At 40.1% G+C, this 20,632-nt stretch carries 20 protein-coding genes; 7 read left to right on the top strand and 13 right to left on the bottom strand.

The window, feature by feature from the left end; all coding sequences use genetic code 11:
- Window positions 1-21: 21 nt before the first annotated feature.
- From atpB to porW, 5 genes are all read right to left on the bottom strand, one after another.
- Window positions 22-1,170, bottom strand: coding sequence for a F0F1 ATP synthase subunit A (atpB, locus tag BLQ05_RS11380; RefSeq protein WP_023576188.1), 1,149 nt, complete (start codon window positions 1,168-1,170; stop codon window positions 22-24).
- A 75-nt stretch (window positions 1,171-1,245) separates the two neighbouring features.
- Window positions 1,246-1,683: a hypothetical protein gene (locus tag BLQ05_RS11375; RefSeq protein ID WP_023576189.1), complete on the bottom strand. Its 438-nt coding sequence runs from the start codon at window positions 1,681-1,683 to the stop codon at window positions 1,246-1,248.
- The gene (locus BLQ05_RS11370) at window positions 1,676-1,900 is read right to left on the bottom strand and encodes an AtpZ/AtpI family protein (RefSeq protein WP_035654379.1); all 225 of its coding nucleotides are present in this window, start codon (window positions 1,898-1,900) and stop codon (window positions 1,676-1,678) included. Before BLQ05_RS11370 ends, BLQ05_RS11375 begins: the two co-directional genes overlap by 8 nt.
- Window positions 1,872-2,273 carry a bactofilin family protein gene (locus BLQ05_RS11365; RefSeq protein WP_023576190.1) on the bottom strand — a complete coding sequence of 134 codons (402 nt, stop codon included), beginning with the start codon at window positions 2,271-2,273 and terminating at the stop codon, window positions 1,872-1,874. Before BLQ05_RS11365 ends, BLQ05_RS11370 begins: the two co-directional genes overlap by 29 nt.
- A gap of 4 nt (window positions 2,274-2,277) precedes the next feature.
- Window positions 2,278-4,956 carry a type IX secretion system periplasmic lipoprotein PorW/SprE gene (gene porW / locus BLQ05_RS11360; RefSeq protein WP_035654413.1) on the bottom strand — a complete coding sequence of 893 codons (2,679 nt, stop codon included), beginning with the start codon at window positions 4,954-4,956 and terminating at the stop codon, window positions 2,278-2,280.
- A 273-nt stretch (window positions 4,957-5,229) separates the two neighbouring features.
- On the opposite strand from porW, the gene BLQ05_RS11355 reads away from it, so the two are divergent.
- The gene (locus BLQ05_RS11355; protein ID WP_023576192.1) at window positions 5,230-6,282 is read left to right on the top strand and encodes a ferredoxin--NADP reductase; all 1,053 of its coding nucleotides are present in this window, start codon (window positions 5,230-5,232) and stop codon (window positions 6,280-6,282) included.
- Between the two features lie 168 nt (window positions 6,283-6,450).
- Window positions 6,451-7,245, top strand: a complete 795-nt coding sequence (locus BLQ05_RS11350; RefSeq protein WP_023576193.1) for a hypothetical protein — start codon at window positions 6,451-6,453, stop codon at window positions 7,243-7,245.
- Between the two features lie 14 nt (window positions 7,246-7,259).
- Here the strand turns inward: BLQ05_RS11350 and BLQ05_RS11345 are convergent, their stop codons facing one another.
- Both BLQ05_RS11345 and BLQ05_RS11340 read right to left on the bottom strand, forming a co-directional pair.
- Window positions 7,260-8,297 (bottom strand): glycosyltransferase family 9 protein, encoded by a 1,038-nt coding sequence (locus BLQ05_RS11345; protein WP_035654380.1) that lies wholly within the window; start codon window positions 8,295-8,297, stop codon window positions 7,260-7,262.
- An 11-nt stretch (window positions 8,298-8,308) separates the two neighbouring features.
- Window positions 8,309-8,914 (bottom strand): DUF4254 domain-containing protein, encoded by a 606-nt coding sequence (locus BLQ05_RS11340; RefSeq protein ID WP_023576195.1) that lies wholly within the window; start codon window positions 8,912-8,914, stop codon window positions 8,309-8,311.
- Between the two features lie 67 nt (window positions 8,915-8,981).
- Between BLQ05_RS11340 and upp the strand changes: the two genes are divergently transcribed.
- The gene (gene upp, locus BLQ05_RS11335) at window positions 8,982-9,635 is read left to right on the top strand and encodes a uracil phosphoribosyltransferase (protein WP_023576196.1); all 654 of its coding nucleotides are present in this window, start codon (window positions 8,982-8,984) and stop codon (window positions 9,633-9,635) included.
- Here upp and BLQ05_RS11330 read toward each other — a convergent pair.
- Entirely contained in the window at window positions 9,630-10,559 is a 930-nt protein-coding gene (locus BLQ05_RS11330) for a DUF6427 family protein (protein ID WP_023576197.1), read from the bottom strand. The two genes, upp and BLQ05_RS11330, sit on opposite strands and share 6 nt — an antisense overlap.
- 123 nt (window positions 10,560-10,682) lie before the next feature.
- On the opposite strand from BLQ05_RS11330, the gene BLQ05_RS11325 reads away from it, so the two are divergent.
- Window positions 10,683-10,913, top strand: coding sequence for a DUF6341 family protein (locus BLQ05_RS11325; protein ID WP_023576198.1), 231 nt, complete (start codon window positions 10,683-10,685; stop codon window positions 10,911-10,913).
- 40 nt (window positions 10,914-10,953) lie between these two features.
- Here the strand turns inward: BLQ05_RS11325 and purD are convergent, their stop codons facing one another.
- Window positions 10,954-12,225, bottom strand: coding sequence for a phosphoribosylamine--glycine ligase (purD, locus tag BLQ05_RS11320; RefSeq protein WP_023576199.1), 1,272 nt, complete (start codon window positions 12,223-12,225; stop codon window positions 10,954-10,956).
- A gap of 115 nt (window positions 12,226-12,340) precedes the next feature.
- Here purD and BLQ05_RS11315 point away from each other — a divergent pair, with 115 nt between their 5' ends.
- Genes BLQ05_RS11315 through BLQ05_RS11305 form a run of 3 tightly spaced genes read left to right on the top strand, consistent with a single transcriptional unit; the run spans window position 12,341 to window position 15,911 of the window.
- Complete coding sequence (locus BLQ05_RS11315) at window positions 12,341-13,654, top strand: phenylacetate--CoA ligase family protein (RefSeq protein WP_035654382.1); 1,314 nt, start codon at window positions 12,341-12,343, stop codon at window positions 13,652-13,654.
- Window positions 13,651-14,745 carry a non-hydrolyzing UDP-N-acetylglucosamine 2-epimerase gene (gene wecB / locus BLQ05_RS11310; RefSeq protein ID WP_035654384.1) on the top strand — a complete coding sequence of 365 codons (1,095 nt, stop codon included), beginning with the start codon at window positions 13,651-13,653 and terminating at the stop codon, window positions 14,743-14,745. The genes BLQ05_RS11315 and wecB overlap by 4 nt, the downstream gene beginning before the upstream one ends.
- Window positions 14,745-15,911 carry a glycosyltransferase family 4 protein gene (locus tag BLQ05_RS11305; protein ID WP_035654387.1) on the top strand — a complete coding sequence of 389 codons (1,167 nt, stop codon included), beginning with the start codon at window positions 14,745-14,747 and terminating at the stop codon, window positions 15,909-15,911. Before wecB ends, BLQ05_RS11305 begins: the two co-directional genes overlap by 1 nt.
- Here the strand turns inward: BLQ05_RS11305 and BLQ05_RS11300 are convergent.
- Genes BLQ05_RS11300 through BLQ05_RS11285 form a run of 4 tightly spaced genes read right to left on the bottom strand, consistent with a single transcriptional unit; the run spans window position 15,908 to window position 20,619 of the window.
- On the bottom strand, window positions 15,908-17,275 hold the full coding sequence (locus BLQ05_RS11300) for an undecaprenyl-phosphate glucose phosphotransferase (RefSeq protein ID WP_035654388.1): 1,368 nt from the start codon (window positions 17,273-17,275) through the stop codon (window positions 15,908-15,910). The two genes, BLQ05_RS11305 and BLQ05_RS11300, sit on opposite strands and share 4 nt — an antisense overlap.
- Entirely contained in the window at window positions 17,275-18,258 is a 984-nt protein-coding gene (locus BLQ05_RS11295) for a UDP-glucuronic acid decarboxylase family protein (RefSeq protein WP_035654391.1), read from the bottom strand. Before BLQ05_RS11295 ends, BLQ05_RS11300 begins: the two co-directional genes overlap by 1 nt.
- On the bottom strand, window positions 18,255-19,490 hold the full coding sequence (locus BLQ05_RS11290) for an O-antigen ligase family protein (protein WP_162147779.1): 1,236 nt from the start codon (window positions 19,488-19,490) through the stop codon (window positions 18,255-18,257). The genes BLQ05_RS11295 and BLQ05_RS11290 overlap by 4 nt, the downstream gene beginning before the upstream one ends.
- A gap of 16 nt (window positions 19,491-19,506) precedes the next feature.
- Window positions 19,507-20,619, bottom strand: coding sequence for a DUF1972 domain-containing protein (locus BLQ05_RS11285; RefSeq protein WP_023576206.1), 1,113 nt, complete (start codon window positions 20,617-20,619; stop codon window positions 19,507-19,509).
- Window positions 20,620-20,632 lie beyond the last annotated feature (13 nt).

The following is a 20,632-nucleotide window of genomic DNA, read 5'->3' as shown; positions in this document are numbered from 1 at the left end:
TTTAATTAAACATTCAATTTATTAATGATGATCATCATGGTGATGTTCCTCATTGGCCGCACCGAAATAAAGCGCAGATAACATGGTGAAAATATAAGCCTGTAAAGCGGCTACCAAAATTTCCAACAAAGATAAAGCAAAAGCCAGGAAGAAAGACAAGCTGCTTCCCAACCAGTTTTTGAAAATAAACATCAATCCGATGATACTCATCAATACCACGTGTCCCGCCACCATATTGGCATAAAGACGAATCATTAAAGAGAAGGGTTTGATAATGGTACCCAACAATTCAATTGGAGCCAAAATGATTTTCATTGGTGTCGGAACGCCCGGCATCCAGAAAATATGCCCCCAGTAATTTTTATTGGCCGTAAAGGTTGTAATCAAATATGTAAGGATAGCCAAACAAGCGGTTATAGCGATATTTCCTGTAACATTGATTCCCAGCGGCGTCAATCCGAAAATATTCAGGAACCAGATAAAGAAAAAGATGGTCAATAAATAACTCATGTATTTTTTATAGTTCTTTCCGATGTTAGGAATAGCAATGTCATCACGGATATAAAGGATGATCGGTTCGAAGATACGACCGGCACCTGAAGCGATTCCGCCGTTTTTGGCATACGATTTCGCCAAATTGGTAAACAGGAAGAACATGATTAACCCAACCACAAAAATCATGAAGACGTTTTTGGTGATTGAAAAGTCCAATGGTTTGGCATTTGTCGCATGATGGTGCTCATCCATGGCAACCTGCTCTTCAGCATTGGCCACCTTGTAAATTTTTCCGTGGTGTAATCGGTAATAGTTTCCGTTGCTTTCTGCAGCATGCTCACCGTGATGAAATTCTGAAGAAAGGAAAACCTGAAGTCCGTTATCAATTAAAATTACCGGCAACGGGAAACCAATGTGTTGTTCCGCACCCGCATCATCTTTATAGGAAAACAAATGAAAATCATAAGAATCCATTAAGTGATGGTTGATAAACTCTTTAATTTCCGTTTTCAAGTCTTTCGGAGCTTCTTCCGTGTGATGCTGACCTTCTGAAACAGCAGCTGCCTCAACATGAACCGCAGTGGTATCCGTTGTTGGATTTGCAAAGTTTACCAACGGTAAAAGTGCTACTAAAGCTGCAACTATAAAGTGGAGTGGTTTTTTTGAAATCACCATAACTATTACTAACTTAATTTTAAGGATTCTTAAATTTGGTGCAAAGGTAAATATTTTATTAATATCGGAAGGCTATTAGAAATATTTTTTAGTGGAATTTATGTTTTGTTTATCCAATCCGTTTCCTTTATTTAATAATCGTATGGTTATGACGGTTTCTATTGCCAAAAAAAGAATAAAAATCACAAAAAAATTTATTTTTTCAACCAGGTTTGGGTTTGTCCCCGACACTATGCCCCGTCCTATAAAAAAAGACAGCCCCATTTTCACGGAAGTGATTAATAAAAAAGTCATGCCTACATAGTCAAGATTTTTATCTTTCACTTTTAAAAGAATCGCAAGGATAACGATGGTAAAGGCAAAAAAAACGAGGTATAAGCTTTCCAGCGAATAACGAAAATCATTATACGACTGGAGCAGTTCCGGCAACAAAGAAATGCCCTTGTTGACACTATATGCCGTTATGGCAATCGAAAATGCCGCTAAAAAAGTTTGCAGTCGTTCTTTATTCATTTTTATTCATTTCGTTTACTTGTCGGATGACATTGTACAGTGCTAAAAAAACACCCACGACAATTAAAACCTTATTGTAGTAGATTTTTGGATTGGGATGGTTTTCATCCAGCCACGTTCCTATCCAGGCAAAGATAAAAATAATGGCCCCCATTTGTATGGGAATATTTATTAGTGCCAGCCATCTGTTAGGCGCTTTTTTCTTCGGATCCTCCATGAGAATTGCTGTTTTTAATGGTATTTCGCATTACGCAGGAAGCGCTGAAATCGGCTCCGGGTTCCACAGAAAGTTTTCCCACCGTGGCTTCTCCTTTTATGGACGCTTTGGAACGGATATTCAAAATGTCGGTAACGTCGATTTTTCCGTTAAACTTCCCTTCGATATCCGCCGTTTTACAGATGACATCACCGGTAACGCTTCCGGCCGGACCAATAACCAAACGTCCGGTGGAGGTGAAATTTCCGACTAAGTGTCCGTCCAAACGAAAATCGGCCTGAGAACTAATATTACCTTCAATGGTGGTACCTTCCACAATTCGGTTGGTTTTACCCAACAGGTCGGTGTATGATTTTTGCGGTTTGTCGAACATAGTTTTATTTTATTGTTGCCAGATACTCCGGTAGATTCTTTTTAATCTGAATCACTTTGTAATCTTCATTCGAAATCACAAAAGCCGCGTCCTGAATTTTATAGCCTTTGAAGTCTTTCAACACCGAAATGGTCGACAACGCCCCTTCCTTACTACTGAAGCCATGAACAATCAAAAAACTCTTATCGGCTCTGTAAACATCATTCGACAAGGTGATTTTTTCGCTGTTTCGGTCTTTGATGTATTTCTGCAGCTTTTCGTTCAGCACTTTTACTTTGGTATCGCTGGCGTTTGGATACGGAATCTGGTACACGATTTTCCAGCTAGCCGGCGTGCCTTTTCCTAATTCCAGCGCTTCCAGTTTCGGGATGTCATTTTTCACCAATGCATCGGCCTGTTTTCCTTCATCAATCGTAGGATAGTTTTGTGCGATGGCCGTAAGGGCTTTTTTGTATTCTGAAACCCCTTCCAATCGGGCGATAATTCGTGCGCGTAACAATTCGAATTTCGGTGCCATTTCGTCTCCCGCAAAATTCTGAAGCATCAGCTCGGTTTGCTTTAGGGTTTCCTGATAATCCCCTTTTTCGTATTGTTTGAATAAAGTACCGTAAACCATTGCCGGACTGTCGGTAATCTGGACTGCGCTGTTCTGCAGAATCTGCGCATAATGACTGTTCGGGTAACCTGAAATTATTTCCTGTTTCATCGCCTCGGCTTTCAAGGGATGAATGATTTCGTATATTTTATACAGATTGTATTTCGTCGGCAAGATTAATCGCTCCTCCGGTTTTTGAGCCAAAAGCGTTTCCAGTTTTGAAGCGGCCAATTCGTATTCCTTGAACTTCTCCTTGTAGATGTTCCCCAACTGGAAATACGCAAAATTTCTGTCTCGTGCCAAACTGTCGATTACTTTTTGTTCGGTTGGCAGTTGGCTCAGATAAAAATCGGCAGAATATTCCGGTTTTTCGGTTTTAACCAATGGATTCTCATCCACTTTCACCACTTCATCGGCAATGACTTCCTCGGTATTGTCCTGATTGTCATTGGAGGTATCCGACATTGAAGTCCAACGCCAGTCCTCTTTTAGTTTACGGTTACCCCATTTCTTTCTGAACTCGCTTTTTCCATAAGCAACCGTGGTTGGATTGTAAAAATAGAAATTGGATTGTCCGTCGCTGCCTCGGGTTTGTAGCGTGGGCGAAACCATGGATGGCGGCTCCATACTGACAGGGTCTCCGGATGGCGGCATCATTTTCCCTCCTTTAACTCCCTGAGGATCATTTGTGCCGGGTTTCATGATTTGGGTATCGCCCGGGTTTTGTTGTTGTTGCAGGGTTTCCTTTTCCGCTTTTTTAGCGGCTTCAAGCGCTTTTCTTTCGTCTTCGATTTTTAGCTTCGAAATGTGGGCTTCATAAAAATTTCTTCTGTCGTTGTCATTCATGGCCACCACTTTCAGAATACTGTCGTTTAAATGAATGATATCCTCATATTTTATGACGTCATCCAGATTTTCACGTTTCTTTTTAATGGCAAAATATTCGCGTGATTTCATGTCCAGTTTCGTCATCGTACTGTCATAATATTTCCCGGCCGATTTGTATTTCGCATCTTCAAAATAAATCGCCGCCAGGTTACGGTAATTGGTGGCCATCAGATAATTGTCCTGTGAAACGGAGCGAAGGGATTTATTGTAGTATTTTTTTGCGTCGCTTTTCTTATCCAACTTATCATAAAACAATCCTTTCTGATGGTTGATCACATCGAGATAAGGACGATTTTCCCTGTCTTTTAAAAGTTTGTCATATTTCTCGGAAAACGCAAGCGTGTCCCCGTTTTTATAATCAAATTGTTGCGCCTGTTTTGCGTGTGCCCAAATGACATAACGACGCGGTGATTTTCGTTTCATGTCAATCACTTCCTGAAATGCCGCATAGGCACTGTCCGGGTAATTCAGGCTTTCATACAACTGACCCAATATGAAACTGTAGCGTGCTTGCTCTTCCTTTTGTTCGGTAAGCTCGCGGGCGATTTTCAGTTTGGCAATTGCAGTATCCTTGATATTGGTATTCAGGTACGCTTGTGCTAAAATGGCATTGGCATCGGCATGTACCTGCCCTTTTAATCTCTTATCCTTAAGCAACATCTTCAGGTTTTTGATGGCCTGCGCATCATTCTCCAAACGGATGTTGGTTTTTTCTCGCCAAATCTTGGCCTCGTATATTTTATCGCTGGTGGGATATTTGTACAGTATGTAATTGAACGCTTCCAAGGCCGGAAGAAAACGATTGTCATAGTAACGGGCTTTTCCTAACAGGAGGTGTGCTTCGTCCATTTGCGGATTCTTTTCGCCCCCGTCTATATTCATGGAGTGTTTCTGAATGGCTTTGGTTGCCTTGGTTTCCGCACGTTCAAAATTGGCATTTTTGGTTTGGCCCGGAAGAATGGCTTCTGTTTTTTCCTGCATGCGTTCTACCGGCAGTATGTCCCAGAAATTATCCTTGTAGGTTACTTTCAGATCTTCTACGCCTTTATCAAAAGCGATTTGACCATTATACAGTACGTTGAATTCCGTAGTTACCGAATGATAGGCCCTACGAGTGAATGAGTTTTTTTTGGTGGAACAGGCAATTAAAAGCGCCGAAAAGCCAACAACCAACAAATATTTTAATATCGTGTTTTTCAAGGTAAACCGTTTTATTCCTTTAACTTTCAAAATCTTTTTTTAGTATAAATACGGGTAAAAATACGTTTCTTTTTAATATGTGTAAAATTTGTAAGGAAAAATCGGCCGAAAGGGAAAGAAAGTCTTTGAAAACAACTATCACATACAGCGAGAAAACCATTTAAAACTTTCTTTTCACATCCCTGCCTAAAACTCCTGAACAATTAATTTCTGCTTTTTATCATATTTAAAAATTTCAGATTAGTTATTTTTGCCTTTTAAACAAATTATATCATGTCAACATTTTATAAACTACTCATAAAAGAAGTACGACGCGAAACACCACAAGCCGTTTCCGTCGCTTTTAATGTTCCGGAAGAATTAAAATCACAATATGCTTTTACTGCAGGACAATATGTTAATTTAAAACTGACACTGGACGGAAAGGAAATCCGAAGAGCGTATTCGTTATGCTCGGCTCCTGATAGTGGTGAATTCCGTATTGCCATTAAAGCCGTTTCCAATGGCGTTTTTTCACAGTTTGCCAATACTACTCTGAAACAGGGCGACCTGATTGAAGTAGGGGTTCCCGAAGGCCGTTTTACGTTTGAACCCAAAGCGGAGAACCAGAGAAATTATGCGGCTTTTGCAGCAGGAAGCGGAATCACGCCAATCATGTCGATTATCCAATCGGTTTTGCATAACGAACCCAAAAGTACTTTTGTTTTGCTTTTCGGTAATAAATCTCCGGAAGAAACCATTTTTTACAAACAACTGCATGATTTACAATTAAAATATGTGGGACGCTTCTTTGTTCATTTTACTTTCACCCAGGTAAATGTTGACGAGGCTTTGTTTGGAAGAATTGATAAATCAGCCGTCAATTTTGTATTAAAAAACAAACACGCGGAAAAGGAATTTGCCAAATATTATTTGTGCGGACCGGAAGACATGATTTCTACCGTTAGTACGGTTCTTAAAGAACACAATGTTCCGGAAAAAGACATCAAATTTGAATTGTTCGCAACTTCGCCAAACGAAACCAGCTCCGAAAACACTTTAGGCGGACATACCAAAATTACCGTGATGGTAGATGACGAGGAAGTGAGTTTTGAAATGGCGCAAAAACAGACCATTCTGGAAGCCGCTTTAAAACAAGGCATTGACGCTCCCTATTCTTGTCAGGGCGGAATTTGCAGCAGCTGTTTGGCCCGAGTTACCAAGGGCGCTGCCGAAATGAAAAAGAATGCCATCCTAACCGATAAAGAAATTGCCGACGGTTTAATCTTAACCTGTCAGGCCCACCCAACCACAGAAGAGATTTATGTGGATTATGACGACGTATAAATCCTCTGTAAAACAACCAATTATAAAAAAATCGGCTAATTTTGTAATTAGTCGATTTTTTTTGTTTTTCATCGATATTATATAACATAATCGGCTTAACATGTGGGTTTTTTATAGTTTCGCTAAAATTTTAATAAAAATTTAACCGAAAACTAACATCAAACCACAATGAAAACTTTTTACAAGTTTGCAATCTGTATCCTGTCAATTACCCTTAGCGTAAACGTGTATTCACAGGTTGGAATCGGAACAACCACCCCTCGGGCAGCCTTAGAAATCAACTCCTCAACCACCGGTTTTTTATTGCCCAGAGTGGCATTGACCGCTACCAATGTGGCCGCACCGGTTATCAACCCACAAGGCGGTGCCCTAGTTGCAGGAACATCCGTTTGGAATACGGCTACCACGGCAGGAACCTATTCGGTTGTGCCGGGTGTTTATTTCTGGGATGGCACTTCCTGGATTTCCCAATTCCAAAGAAAATACAATGTATCGTTCGTTCAAAATGCGAATTTAGCCTGCGCTACTACAGCCTCAACCTATACCAACATTCCGAATTTAAATGCAAAGAGTTTTGTGGCACCTTACAATGGCACCTACCAAATCATACTGCATGGGTATTTGGGTGCAACCACTGTTGATGATACCGATGCAAAACTTGGTTTTGTGGAAGGTAATTTCCGTTTGACGGTAAATGGTGTAAATACGGATTCTTACACCTACTCCACCAGTTTCTTTAAAGACGGCGGGATGTGGGGCGGTAATACCGATATTTATGAATTGTTCAACCAGACAACCATTATCTATACCGTACAACTTACAGTGGGGCAGACCTGTAACTTAAACGCCTCTTATTGGGGGATTGCCGATGACAATTTGACTTCGGCTTCACCTCATGTTATCGGAAAAACAACCGCAATGGGCAATCTCTGCCGAATTGAGGTCACCTATCTGGGACAATAAATAAAATAAGGAGCTTATTCAAGCTCCTTTTTTATTTTAGTTACAACCGTTTCCGGTAAAATCGTGCGCATGACATCCCCATACCCATCCACTTTTTTGTTCCCGTAAACGGATGTTGGTAATAACGGATATTCATTTCTGTCGGCCGTAATGCAAAAATCATCCGGTTGGTGAAACGGTTTGAATCCGGCGAAAGGGTGCGTGGCGCCCCAAAGCGTAATCACTTTTACGCCCAACATAGCCGCAAGGTGTGCATTCCCGGAATCCATACTGAGCATTACATCCAGATTGGAAATCACTTCAAGTTCCTGTTGGAGTTTCAGTTTACCGGCTAATACAACAACATTGGAATGGCTGTTCCGCAACTGGTTTAACAATTGGATTTCTTTTTCCCCGCCTCCAAAAAGCAACACTTTAAGACTTGGGTCGGAAGCCAATGCATCAATTACTTTCTTCATTAAATCGAAAGGATACACTTTACTCTCGTATTGTGCAAAAGGCGCAATGCCAATCCATTTCTCCGATTTGGTTCCGGTAACGGTAATGATTTTTTCAGACAAGTTCGCTCTTTTCGGAAATTTCGGATTTGTCAAATCAATGGTAAAACCCAACTCGGCAAATGTTGCACAATGCCGTTCAACCATCGGTTTTACCGGAGCAAAAATTTTATTTTCGAATCTGGTAAGGGCTTTTTTGGCTTCTCTTCCCTTATCGGTGGCACTCACTTTTTTTCCGCTTAACGCGAATAAATTCCGAACCACTTTAGAGCGCAGTACATTATGCAAATCAGCTACAGCGTCAACATTTAGCTTTCGCAAATCGGCATACAATCGGAGCAAGCCCGCAAATCCTTTATGACGTTTATTCAAATCGACCGCGAAAAAATCCACATTCGGAATACCGTTGAAAAAAGGTTTGAAAAAAGGTCGGGAAACCACGGTAAGTTGCACTTCGGGGTGCTGCAAAACTAAGGCTCTCAGTACAGGAACCGTCATTGCGACATCACCCATGGCTGAGAGCCTTATTACAGCAATATGTATTGGTTTAGGCATCGTTGCGATGACTATTTTTTGTTTTGATACAATACCGGATTCAATTCCTCGTCGTTGTACATTTTCATTTGTTTGTACACTTTCATGTACTTATCACCGTTCTCGATATCTTCGATTAACTGACCGATTGAAATGAACATGTCGTTTTTCTGATCCAACAATACGTTTAATTTTTCCTGGCATTTGGCACGGTGTTCCGGAGTCGCTTCTGCGCGGTTCGCTTCTTCGCTCATGTGGTAAATTTTCAAGGCCAAAATTGACAAACGATCCATTGCCCAAGCCGGACTTTCGGTATTGATTTTTGCATTCGGTTTTACCTGAACATCTTTGTATTTCTGAAGAAAATAACTGTCGATATATTCCACCATATCGGTACGCACTTGATTGGAAGCATCGATTTTACGTTTCAGATCCAAAGCGGCTACCGGATCAATATTCGGGTCACGAACGATGTCTTCATAATGCCACTGCACGGTATCCACCCAGTTTTTGGCATACAATAAATATTCTATGGAACCTTTTTCATACGGATTCAAAACGGGTTGGTACACATCGTCGATTACATGATAATCTCGGATGCTTTGCTCAAAAATAGGAAAGGCGAATTCAGCGAACATAGTTTTAAATTTTATTTACAAATATAGTTTTTATACTTTTATAGTCCGAAAAATAAATTCAATTCCCATGCACATTCATTATATCTCCGAAAAAAACAGCATTCTGAACCACTTTTTAACGCAACTTCGCGACGTTACAATTCAGAAAGACAGTATGCGTTTTCGTAAAAACATCGAACGTATCGGAGAAATCATGGCCTATGAACTGAGTAAAACATTAGAATATAAAGACATTTCCGTTCAGACTCCTCTAGGAATTAAACACACGACAACCATTGCCGACAATGTGGTTTTGTGTTCTATCTTACGTGCCGGTTTGGCCTTACACCAAGGTTTTATGAATTTTTTTGACGATGCGGAAAACGGATTTGTATCGGCCTACCGCCATCATTATGACAATGATGACAAGTTTGAAATTTTAGTGGAGTATCAGGCAGCGCCTTCTTTTCAGGATAAAAATCTGATTTTAATCGACCCGATGTTGGCAACCGGACAATCCTTAGTAGCGGTTTTACACAAATTACACCTGGAACAGAAACCAAAGGAAATTCATATCGCGGTGGTCATTGCTGCTCCCGAAGGGATTGCATTTCTGAAAAAAAATCTTCCGGAAAACTGCCATTTGTGGGTAGCCGCGTTGGATGAAAAACTGAATGAGAAAAACTACATTGTTCCCGGGTTGGGTGATGCCGGTGATTTGGCTTACGGTAGCAAACTATAATTGTCCGAAAAAGATAATGAGGGTTATCACTACCAAGCCTCCCAAAACACTTTCTTTCAGCCATTTGTTGTCCAAGCCTTCCAGAAAATTGGTTCCCAAAACCGATAACGGAAAAAAGGTAACTATCAGGAAACTGTTGTTTTTACTGGCCGACAACACATACACCGCAACCCCTAAAAGAAAGGTGAAAAGGATTTTTTTATAGGACGACTGCATGTTCAACGGTCGGTTCTGAAGTGCCAGAACCTGAGTGGTGAAAAACAATACCGCTACCGAAGAAAAAAACGCCAAGGCAATATTCTGGAATACGTTTTCAAAATAGGTGAAGTCGAAACTGATTTGCATTTTTCCGGCCACATACGCCAAAAGGTCGCTGTCTAAAATAAGTACGGCCAACATGAACAGAATTAAAACCGAGAAAAAAGCAATGAACGGAATCAACCAGTTCCGGTAATCTCTCGATACGTGGAAAACAATCGAAATGAAAACCAAAATCAGAAAGAGAATACACCAAAAGTGAAATAAAGAGGCTACGAAAATCCAAAACGAAGCATCAAAAATCTTTTCTTTCGGGGTGACCAACGATTGCATTGAAACCAGGCGTCTCAAAGCCAAAAGCAGGAAGAAATTGGCCAGAATAATATTGGTATTGACCAAAGTCGTCGGGAAAAGAATCAGAAAAATGACAAACAGAAAAGCCGCATAACTGTTGTCTTTACTCAGTCCGTTGCGTTTGGTGATGAAGCGAACCAAAAATAAAGACGCGATTAAAATGAATAACAATCCAATTTTCTGAACGATGGTGAAATAATAATCCGTCCATGAAAAGTCCTTTGTTAAGTACAAAAAATAAAAAACAACCAGCAATAAACTGATTAAAACGTAATTAATTGGTCGGGATTTATTAAAAAGACTTGCTATCATGCAGATATTTTATATTTTTGTGACTGTAAAGATAACATTTGTACAAAAAAGAGACTAACAAGACCAAAGAAGTTTTACTTTCTTTCCCTGTGAGTTCCAAATAAACTAAAAACATAACGCATTATGAAAGCTTTTTTTGAAGGAATAGCCTATTTATTCGAAGAAATCCTTTTCGCTCCAATGGATTGGATGAGAGAAATGGAATTAACCAACTGGTGGACTGCCAACACAATCAACTGGATTTTCATCATTATCTGTTGTGCGGCCAACTGGTATTGGATCAAACAATTAAAATTATTCAAAGACAAAGGAGAAGACGAGCAGGATACTACCGCGCATTCTTTCTTAAAATAAGAATAAAAAAAAATCCCGATTTTCATCGGGATTTTTTTTGCTATAAATCGAAACCAATATCTTTTCGATAGTACATGTTGTCAAATGTAATCTTTCCGATGTTTTCATAAGATTTGGCAATCGCTTCCTTAAAATCGTTGCCATACGACGTTACGGCAATTACCCGGCCACCGTTGCTAACCACCTGACCGTCTTTTAAGGCCGTACCCGCATGAAAAGCGATCGACCCTTCCACCTTATCCAAACCGGAAATCACTTTTCCTTTTTCATAGTCTTCCGGATAACCGCCAGACACTACCATAATGGTCGTAGCGCTTCTCGGATCGATTTCCAAAGCTACCTGATCTAAAGTCTGATTGGCAACCGCTTGGAACAATGCCACCAAATCACTTTGTATTCTTGGCATGACCACTTCCGTTTCCGGATCGCCCATGCGTACATTGTATTCGATTACAATCGGCTCGCCTTTCACATTGATCAAACCGATGAAAACAAATCCTTTGTATTCTATATTGTCTTTTTGCAGTCCCAGAACCGTTGGTTTTACAATACGCTCTTCGATTTTTTCCATCAAAACGGCGTCCGCGAACGGAACCGGAGAAACCGCTCCCATTCCACCGGTGTTCAATCCGGTATCGCCTTCACCAATGCGTTTGTAATCTTTTGCCGTGGGTAATATTTTATAATTTTTCCCGTCGGTTAAAACGAAACAGCTCAATTCGATACCGTCCAAAAACTCCTCGATAACCACTTTGGAAGACGCATCGCCGAATTTCGCATCCACCAACATATTTCTTAATTCCTGCTGGGCTTCGGCCAAATCATTCAGAATCAAAACCCCTTTTCCTGCCGCCAAACCATCTGCTTTTAAAACGTACGGCGGTTGCAGTGTGGTTAGGAATTCACAGCCTTTTTCAACCGTGTCTTTGGTAAAACTATCATACGCAGCCGTTGGAATGTTATGTCTTACCAAAAATTCTTTGGCAAATTCCTTACTGCCTTCCAATTGCGCGCCTTGTTTTGAAGGTCCGATAACCGGAATACCTTTCAGATCGGCATCGTTCTTAAAGAAATCGAAGACACCGTTAACCAAAGGATCTTCGGGGCCTACCACTACCATTTCGATTTTTTCCGTAAGCACTAAATTCTTAACTGCGGTGAAATCGTTGGGATTGATGGCCACATTGGTCGCTATGGAAGCGGTTCCGGCATTACCGGGCGCTACAAATAATTTGGAACAATGAGAACTCTGAAGCATTTTCCAAGCCAAAGCGTGTTCTCTTCCGCCGGAGCCTAACAGTAAAATAGTCATGTTGTTGTGTTGTTGATTTGGGTGCAAAAATAGTCGGTTTTCAACGGAAAAAAAAGTTTCTATCGATAGTTTATGGCGGTGGGTTTTATTATTTTTGGAGAAATTTACCCGATACGTGTTTCGATTATTTGATTTTTCACTGCAATTGAACGGTTTCCCGATGAAGGAAGCCCATGCCGCTTTTGATGCCATTCTTTCCATTCCGGAAGAAAAGTATCAGGACTACATTACAGTGCAGCGAAATGAAATCGTAAGCTTTCATATGAAAAACAATTCGTTTTACAGGGAATTGGCCGGAAAAAACACTGTTGAAAACTGGAACGATTTACCGGTGCTTACCAAAAAAGATTTGCAGAAACCCTTAATAAAGAGACTTTCCAAAGGCTACACCCCAAAAACGGTTTTCGTAAACAAAACGTCCGGTTCCAGTGGTGATCCTTTCGTTTTTGCCAAAGACAAGCAGGCGCATGCCCTAACCTGGGCTTCCATTATTCACCGTTTCGGTTGGTACGGGATTGATTTCAACACCTCGTATCAGGCCCGATTTTACGGCATCCCGTTGGATTTTATCGGGTACCGTAAAGAACGGCTGAAAGACTTTTTGGGACAACGCTACCGTTTCCCGATTTTTGACCTGTCCGATGCCTTTCTGGAAAAAGTGCTGACCCATTTCCGAACCAAAAAATTCGAGTACATCAACGGGTATACGAGTTCGATTGTGTTGTTTGCCAAATTTCTGCAGACCAAAAACATTGTCTTGAAAACCATTTGTCCGACGTTGAAAGTCTGCATGGTGACATCCGAAATGCTGTTTGACGACGATAAAATTCTGCTTGAAACGCAACTCGGCATTCCGATCGTGAACGAATACGGTGCTTCCGAACTCGATTTGATTGCGTTTCAAAACCCAAACGGAGAGTGGCAGGTGAATTCCGAAACGCTCTTTATGGAAATCTTAGACGAAAACAACCAGCCGGTTCCCAACGGAACAGAAGGCCGGATTGTGATTACGTCGTTGTACAACAAAGCCCATCCGTTTATCCGTTATGATATTGGTGACATTGGAATTTTGGATGAAAAAAGCACGCCGAAAAAACCCATCCTGAAAAAACTCATCGGAAGAACCAATGATGTGGCGTTACTGCCCAGCGGAAAAAAAGCTCCGGGACTGACCTTTTACTACGTCACCAAAAGCATTATTGAAGACGACGGGAACGTGAAGGAATTCATCATCCGTCAGACCAAAATCGATACGTTTGAAATCGATTACGTTTCCGAAAAAGAACTCACGTCCGAACAGCTGAAAAAAATTCAGGAAGCCATAGACAACTATCTGGAACCGGGATTACAATTTTCATATCACCGAAAAAACAGTTTACTTCGCAATGCACGGGGAAAACTCAAACAATTCATATCCGAACTAACATGATACAACTCACCATAGTTGCCGGAGCAAGACCCAATTTCATGAAAATTGCGCCGCTTATCCATCAGATTCAGAAAAAACAACAGGAAGGAAAAGCCATTTCGTTCCGATTGGTGCATACGGGCCAACACTACGATAAGAACCTGAGCGACACGTTTTTCGAAGAATTAAACATTCCGAAACCCGACGCGAATCTTATGGTGGGCGGAGGTACGCAAGCGGAACAAACAGCAGGCATCATGATCGGTTTTGAAAAAGAACTGGCAGATCATCCATCCGATTTGGTGATTGTGGTGGGTGACGTGACTTCTACCATGGCGTGCAGTATTGTAGCGAAAAAAGCCAATGTGAAAGTGGCTCATATCGAAGCCGGAATCCGTTCCTTTGATTTGACAATGCCTGAAGAGATCAACCGTATGGTAACCGACAGCATTACTGATTATTTTTTCACCACGTCGAGTTATGCCAATGAAAACCTGAAAAAAGCAGGAATTGAAGACGACCGGATTTTCTTCGTCGGGAATATTATGATTGATTCGTTGGTTAAAAATCTGGAACGCATTGAAAAACCTTCCTTTTTTGACGCTTTAGATTCCTCCGAAAAAAAATACCTGGTGCTCACGATGCACCGTCCGGCCAATGTGGACAATAAAGAAAATCTGGAACGTTATCTGGATAATATTACGACTTTTGCCAAAGATTTCACCATCGTTTTCCCGATTCATCCGAGAACCAAACCCATTGTGGAAGCCATCGGAAAAAACTATCCGAATCTGGAAATCGTGGAACCGCAACCCTATCTGAAATTCATTTACCTGCTTAAAAATGCCGCGGGTGTGATTACCGATTCCGGGGGTATTACCGAAGAAGCAACTTATTTGCACATTCCGTGCATCACCCTTCGCGAAAACACCGAAAGACCCGAAACCTGTGTGTTGGGCAGCAATGTATTGGTTGGAAACGACTTCAACGCCTTGGAAGAAAATATTATGAAAATAGCCCATAACAACTGGAAGAACGTTCAAATTCCAGAGCTTTGGGATGGGAATACCGCCAACCGAATTGTAGAAATTTTACTAGACTTACCGCTGTAATGCAGGACATTCTAATCATATCCAACTATTATCCTCCGGAAACCGGAGCGGCCGCCAATCGTATCGAAACACTGGCACACGGACTTCGTGACAAAGGCTGGAACGTTTCGGTATTGTGTCCGCTGCCCAATTATCCGAACGGGAAAACTTTTGACGGTTATCAGGGAAAAATCAAACACAAATCAGTTGAGAAGAACATTACCGTTTACCGCACCTGGGTGTTTCCGAGCAATTCGAAAAGCAAGGTGGTCCGACTCATTTCCATGTTGTCGTTTTCGTTTTCGCTGAGTGTTTTTCTGTTGTTTACCAAAACGCCGAAGAAAGTGATTATTCAGTCGCCACCCCTTTTTGTTGCTTATTTCAGCGTACTGATGAATAAAATCAAAGGCAAAAAAATCATACTCAACGTTTCGGATTTGTGGCCTTTGGCGGGAAAAGAGCTTGGAGTCATGACCGAAAGTTTCAGTTATCGTATGTTGGAAAAAATCGAACGGTTCAATTATAAAAACGCGAATTTGGTTTTGGGGCAATCCAATGAAATCTGTACCCATGTAAAGGAAAGCGTGTCGACGAAAACCGTTTTGTACCGCAACTATCCTAAATTTTTGTTACAGAAAAACACGACTGCTGAAACATCGGAAAAAATCCATGTGGTGTATGCCGGTTTATTAGGTGTGGCACAAGGCATTGTTACTCTTTGTAAAAATATCCGATTGCCCGAAAATGTAATTCTTGACATTTATGGCAACGGTGCGGAGAAAGCGGAGCTGATTGCATTTATCGAAAAGAACCCGCATAAAAATATCTTCTTTCACGGCGAACTTACCCGTACGGCCTTGCATGAAATTCTTACCCATAAAGCCGATTATGCTATAATTCCGCTGGTGAATCGTATTTACGGTTCGGTTCCTTCCAAAATATTTGAGATGGCACACATCGGATTACCGATTATTTATATTGCCGGGGGTGAAGGTGGCGATATCGTAAAGGAATTTCAATTGGGTACCGTGATTGCGCCTCAGGATTATGAATCGCTGAACCGATTGTTCCTGAAGGTTTCAAAAACCAGTTCCAACAGCAGAGTGAAAATTCGGGAAATTGCCGAAGAACATTTTTCGTTTGACAGACAATTAGACGTAATCGACGAGGAAATAAAAAAAATCTAATACGCTTTTTCTTCGCCTTTGAAAATATTAATTACGGTTTGGGCAATGACTTTTAGATCCAGAAGCATTGACCAATTTTCAATGTAAAAAACATCGTATTTGATTCGGTTAATCATGTCTTCGTCTGTTTCGATTTCACCCCTAAAACCTCGAACTTGTGCAAGACCTGTAATGCCGGGTTTCACATAATGACGAACCATGTACTTTTTAATTCGGTTTCCATAGGTTTTATTTTGCGACCATAAGTGTGGTCTTGGCCCTACAACAGACATGTCGCCAAAAAGCACATTAAAAAACTGTGGCATCTCATCTAAACTTGTTTTTCTAATGATCCTCCCTATTTTTGTAACTCTCGGGTCATTTCGAGATGCTTCTTGCTCGGTGGTGGAATTCAGCATCATGGATCGGAATTTATAACAGAAGAATTCTTCTTCATTCAATCCCGGACGGCTTTGTTTGAAAAAAACGGGACCTCGTGACTCTAATTTTATCAAAAAAGCGAGAACGGGTATCAACCAAGAAAGAAATAATACGATTACGAATAGTGAGAAAAAAATATCAAATACTCTTTTTGAAAACTTAACAATAGGTTCGTCTAATGGAGTTTTTTGTAATGAAAGTACTGGGAAAAACTCATAATAATCGATTTTTAAATTTTTTGAAAAAATCTCTTTGGAATCCGGTATGAATTTAATTGTAATGTTGTTTTCATCCGTAAATTCAATTAAATCCTTTATTTTATCATTGGATAATTCCCCTAAAGAACAATAGATCTCATCTACTTTTTCATCAATTAAAAAGGATTGAAGTTCCCTTAAATTCCCCCTTATATCATCATTTTGAACATTATCCGAAAAAAAACCAAGAAACCGGTATCCGAAATCAGTTCGTGTATTAAAGAGATCCTTTAACCGAATTGCTTCTTTATTGTATCCTACAATTATGGCATTTCGATAGTTACTGCCGGTAACAATTCTGTATTTCTTTAAATAATAAAATGCTAACACTTTGGAAATGATAATCAGAGAAAAACCGCTACTCAAAAAGAGAGCAATGGCCTTTCCGCTAAAGACAGTCTCTTTTGAAAAAGGAAAGAAAGCTATAACAATCAAAAGAAAAATGATGGCCTGTTTCGTGATTTTGGAAAAAATCTGCACTGGGGTTGTATATCGGAAGACCTCGTAAAATCCTATAAAATATGCAACGGTTAACCAACAAAAAACCTGATAGACATTGAAATACCAAAAATTAACATTTAAGCCTTTAAAGAAAAAGAACGGTAATCCGATCAATACTATTAAATCAATAATAATACTGAGGGGTTTTAAATATTTTGAATATCTTCCTCTTTGAGCCGCCGTCATTATCGGATATAATCTGAAAAGTCTTTGTGTTCTTCTTTGGCCAATTCTTCCGGAGATAAGGACTTGAAATATTCGTAGGTGATTTTCATACCTTCGGAACGGGAGACTTTGGCTTCCCAACCTAAAATTTCCTTTGCTTTTGTGGTATCCGGCTGGCGTTGCATCGGATCATTAACTGGCAGCGGATGGTAGACCACTTTTTGATTGGTTCCCGTTAATTTGATAATTTCCTCCGCAAAATCTTTAATGGTGATTTCATCGGGATTACCGATGTTTACCGGGAGGTGATAATCGGAATGCAACAGTCGGACTATCCCTTCCACCTGATCGTCCACATAACAGAAAGAGCGCGTTTGGGAACCGTCGCCAAAAATCGTCAAATCTTCCCCACGCAATGCCTGACCGATGAAAGCCGGGATAACACGACCGTCATTTAAACGCATTCTTGGTCCGTAGGTATTGAATATACGAACGATTCGGGTTTCCACGCCATGGAACGTATGATACGCCATGGTAATGGATTCCTGAAACCGCTTGGCTTCGTCGTAAACCCCTCGCGGGCCAATGGTGTTAACGTTTCCGTAGTATTCCTCCGTTTGCGGGTGAATCAATGGGTCGCCGTACACTTCGGAAGTGGATGCAATAAGGATTCGTGCTTTTTTCACACGTGCCAAACCTAAAAGATTATGCGTCCCTAAGGAACCAACTTTCAAGGTCTGGATTGGTATTTTCAGATAATCTATCGGACTGGCAGGAGAAGCAAAATGAAGAATAAAATCTAATTTCCCTGGAACATGGACAAACTTGGTCACATCGTGATGATAAAACTCAAAATGCTCTAGTTTGAAAAGGTGTTCTATGTTTTTTAGGTCACCGGTAATCAGGTTATCCATCCCTATTACATGGTATCCTTCTCTAATAAATCTATCGCACAAGTGAGACCCTAAAAACCCTGCTGCTCCAGTAATTAATATTCTTTTCATTCGATTTCCTTTTTTAGTCGATTTCTTATTGAAGCATTAAAAAGGCAGTACAGCATCATAAAAAAAATAATGCCTCGCTGTCTGCTCAAAAACGACTCTGTCAAAAATAAGCTTATCATTAGAACTGCAAAAGAAATATGTATAAAATCTTTGTTATTTAGTCCGTTTTTAAGGTTTATCAGTACCATTGTTACTATCAACAGGAATCCTAAAACCCCAAGTTCGGCAAAAAACTGTATGTATTGGTTGTGAAAATTAAATTCATCATACCCTTCATACAAATTATGTTCAATTCGCTTCTCTTTGATTTTATGTTTGGTGGCATTTAATCCGTACCCCGTCAAGAAAACTTGGTCGGCTTGCATCATCTCATTAAAAATCCTAAACTGATAAACCCGAAGGGCTGTTCCAGGAAAGAAATCGTTTTTATCAAAACGTTCTGTTCTCCAGGCCTCGCCTACGGTCACATTGTATACCAATCTATTGGATTTACTGATTTCTCTGTTAATGGTGTTCTCTTTTAAATTTGAGGCAATCTCAATTTCAAATCGGTTTTTAAGTTCCTGAAAGAAAACAACTGTCACCACCAATCCGAATCCAATTAGGGTAATCAAAAGCTTTCTCTTGATCTGGTTATTGAAATAATAAAGGAAATACGCCGAATTTAAAATCAAAAAAACGACAGCTAAATTTTTAGAAGACAACAACACAATTACAGTTGCCAGAAGGAGTAACGCACTTTTAACATAAACGGTTTTGTTTGCCTGTATCATAAACGAAAAATAGGCTAAAACCATATAAGTGGAAATGTGGATAGCATTAACGTCCTCGGTAACTAAACCGTGGTAAAAAAAGACCGAGCTGTCTTTAGTAAGAACATACCTAAATATGGCTCTTCCAAGATAGAACAGCGCAAACAAAACAAACGAATAGCCGTAATATGTAATGATTTTTTGGATCTGAACTTGCGAAAACGGCTTGTTAATCATGAAACAGACTGGGAGTAATAAAACCGGAAACATTTTAAAAAGTGCCGACTTGGTTTCCGGCAAGTCTGTAGTCCAAAGCATTGAGGCAAGCATAAGAAGATAGATTGCTATGGGTACAATCAGACTTTTTTCTATTCTGAAATGCCGCTTTTTAAATGCCAGAATGGAAATTCCAATGAAAACGCCGGTGGTTATGCTGTTGTAAGCATACCGCATCGGGATTGTAATCAGAACTAAAAGCAACGGGAGAAATAAATAATTATTTCGTGTTTGCTGTTTTATGTCTTGAAAAACATTCTTCAAAAAGTTGGAGATAGTCACCATTTATTTTTTCCCAATTAAAGTCCTTTTCAATTGCTTCGTAATTGTTCTTGATTTTATGTGTGTTGTCATTTTTATTGACCGATTCTAAAAGGTTTTTCACTTCGGCTGGATTAGAAAAATAAAATGCGTTTTCTTTCAGAACACCTCGGTTAAAATCATTATTATGCGCTGCAATCAGTGCCTGAGAAGCCATTGCTTCCAATAATGACGGATTTGTACCGCCTACAGAATGTCCATGAAAATAAATATTGGAAAAATATCGAAGACTGTTCAGATGCTCTAAGTTATAAATTCCGCCCATGAAACGAATATGGGGGAAATATTTAAACTTGTTTTTCAAGTATTCGCCGTATTTTGTATTGTGTTTTCCAATAACTAAAATGGGTGTTTTATCTTCGCATAATGAAACCCCTTCCAACACCATATCCAGATTGTTTTCCGGCTCAAAGCGCGCCATAATCATGTTGTAGTTTCCTTGTTCTACATGATATTCATTTAATACTGTTGTATCCGGAGAATTAAAAGGATGGGCGCCATAGGCAATATATGTGGATTCCTTTTTGTAGGTTTTTTTTAAAAAGGACTGAATTCCCAATGAATCGGCCACTAGATAATCACTGGAAACGGCTGCCAGCCATTCGGCAACTTTTAAAAATTGCTGTACGGGCCAGGAATATTTGGAACGTTTCCATTCCAGGCCATCCATGTTAGTGATGATGATTGGCTGTTTGGGCAGCAGAAAAAACCAGATGGAATTACTGGTGTAACCCAATTGCAGTATAATATCAAAGTTTCGTTTTCTGGAATCCATGATACAGTTATAATCATAGATAAACTGTCCGAAAGTGCCGTATTTGTATTCCGGATCGTACTTGTGAATAATGTTTACCCCGTGAAATGTTTTTTCCTGAAAAGGATGGTCGTGTGAATTATAACAATAAACCTCATGTCCTTTTTCAGCAAGGTAAACCGAAAAAAATTCAGCAAACTGTTCAAAACCTCCGTAATAATTGGGAACTCCTCTGGTTCCTAGTATGGCAATCTTCATGAAAACACTTCCT

The sequence above is a fragment of the Flavobacterium saliperosum genome, from assembly GCF_900100625.1.
Taxonomy (GTDB): Bacteria; Bacteroidota; Bacteroidia; order Flavobacteriales; family Flavobacteriaceae; genus Flavobacterium; species Flavobacterium saliperosum.
This window is presented reverse-complemented; position numbering and strand designations above follow the sequence as displayed.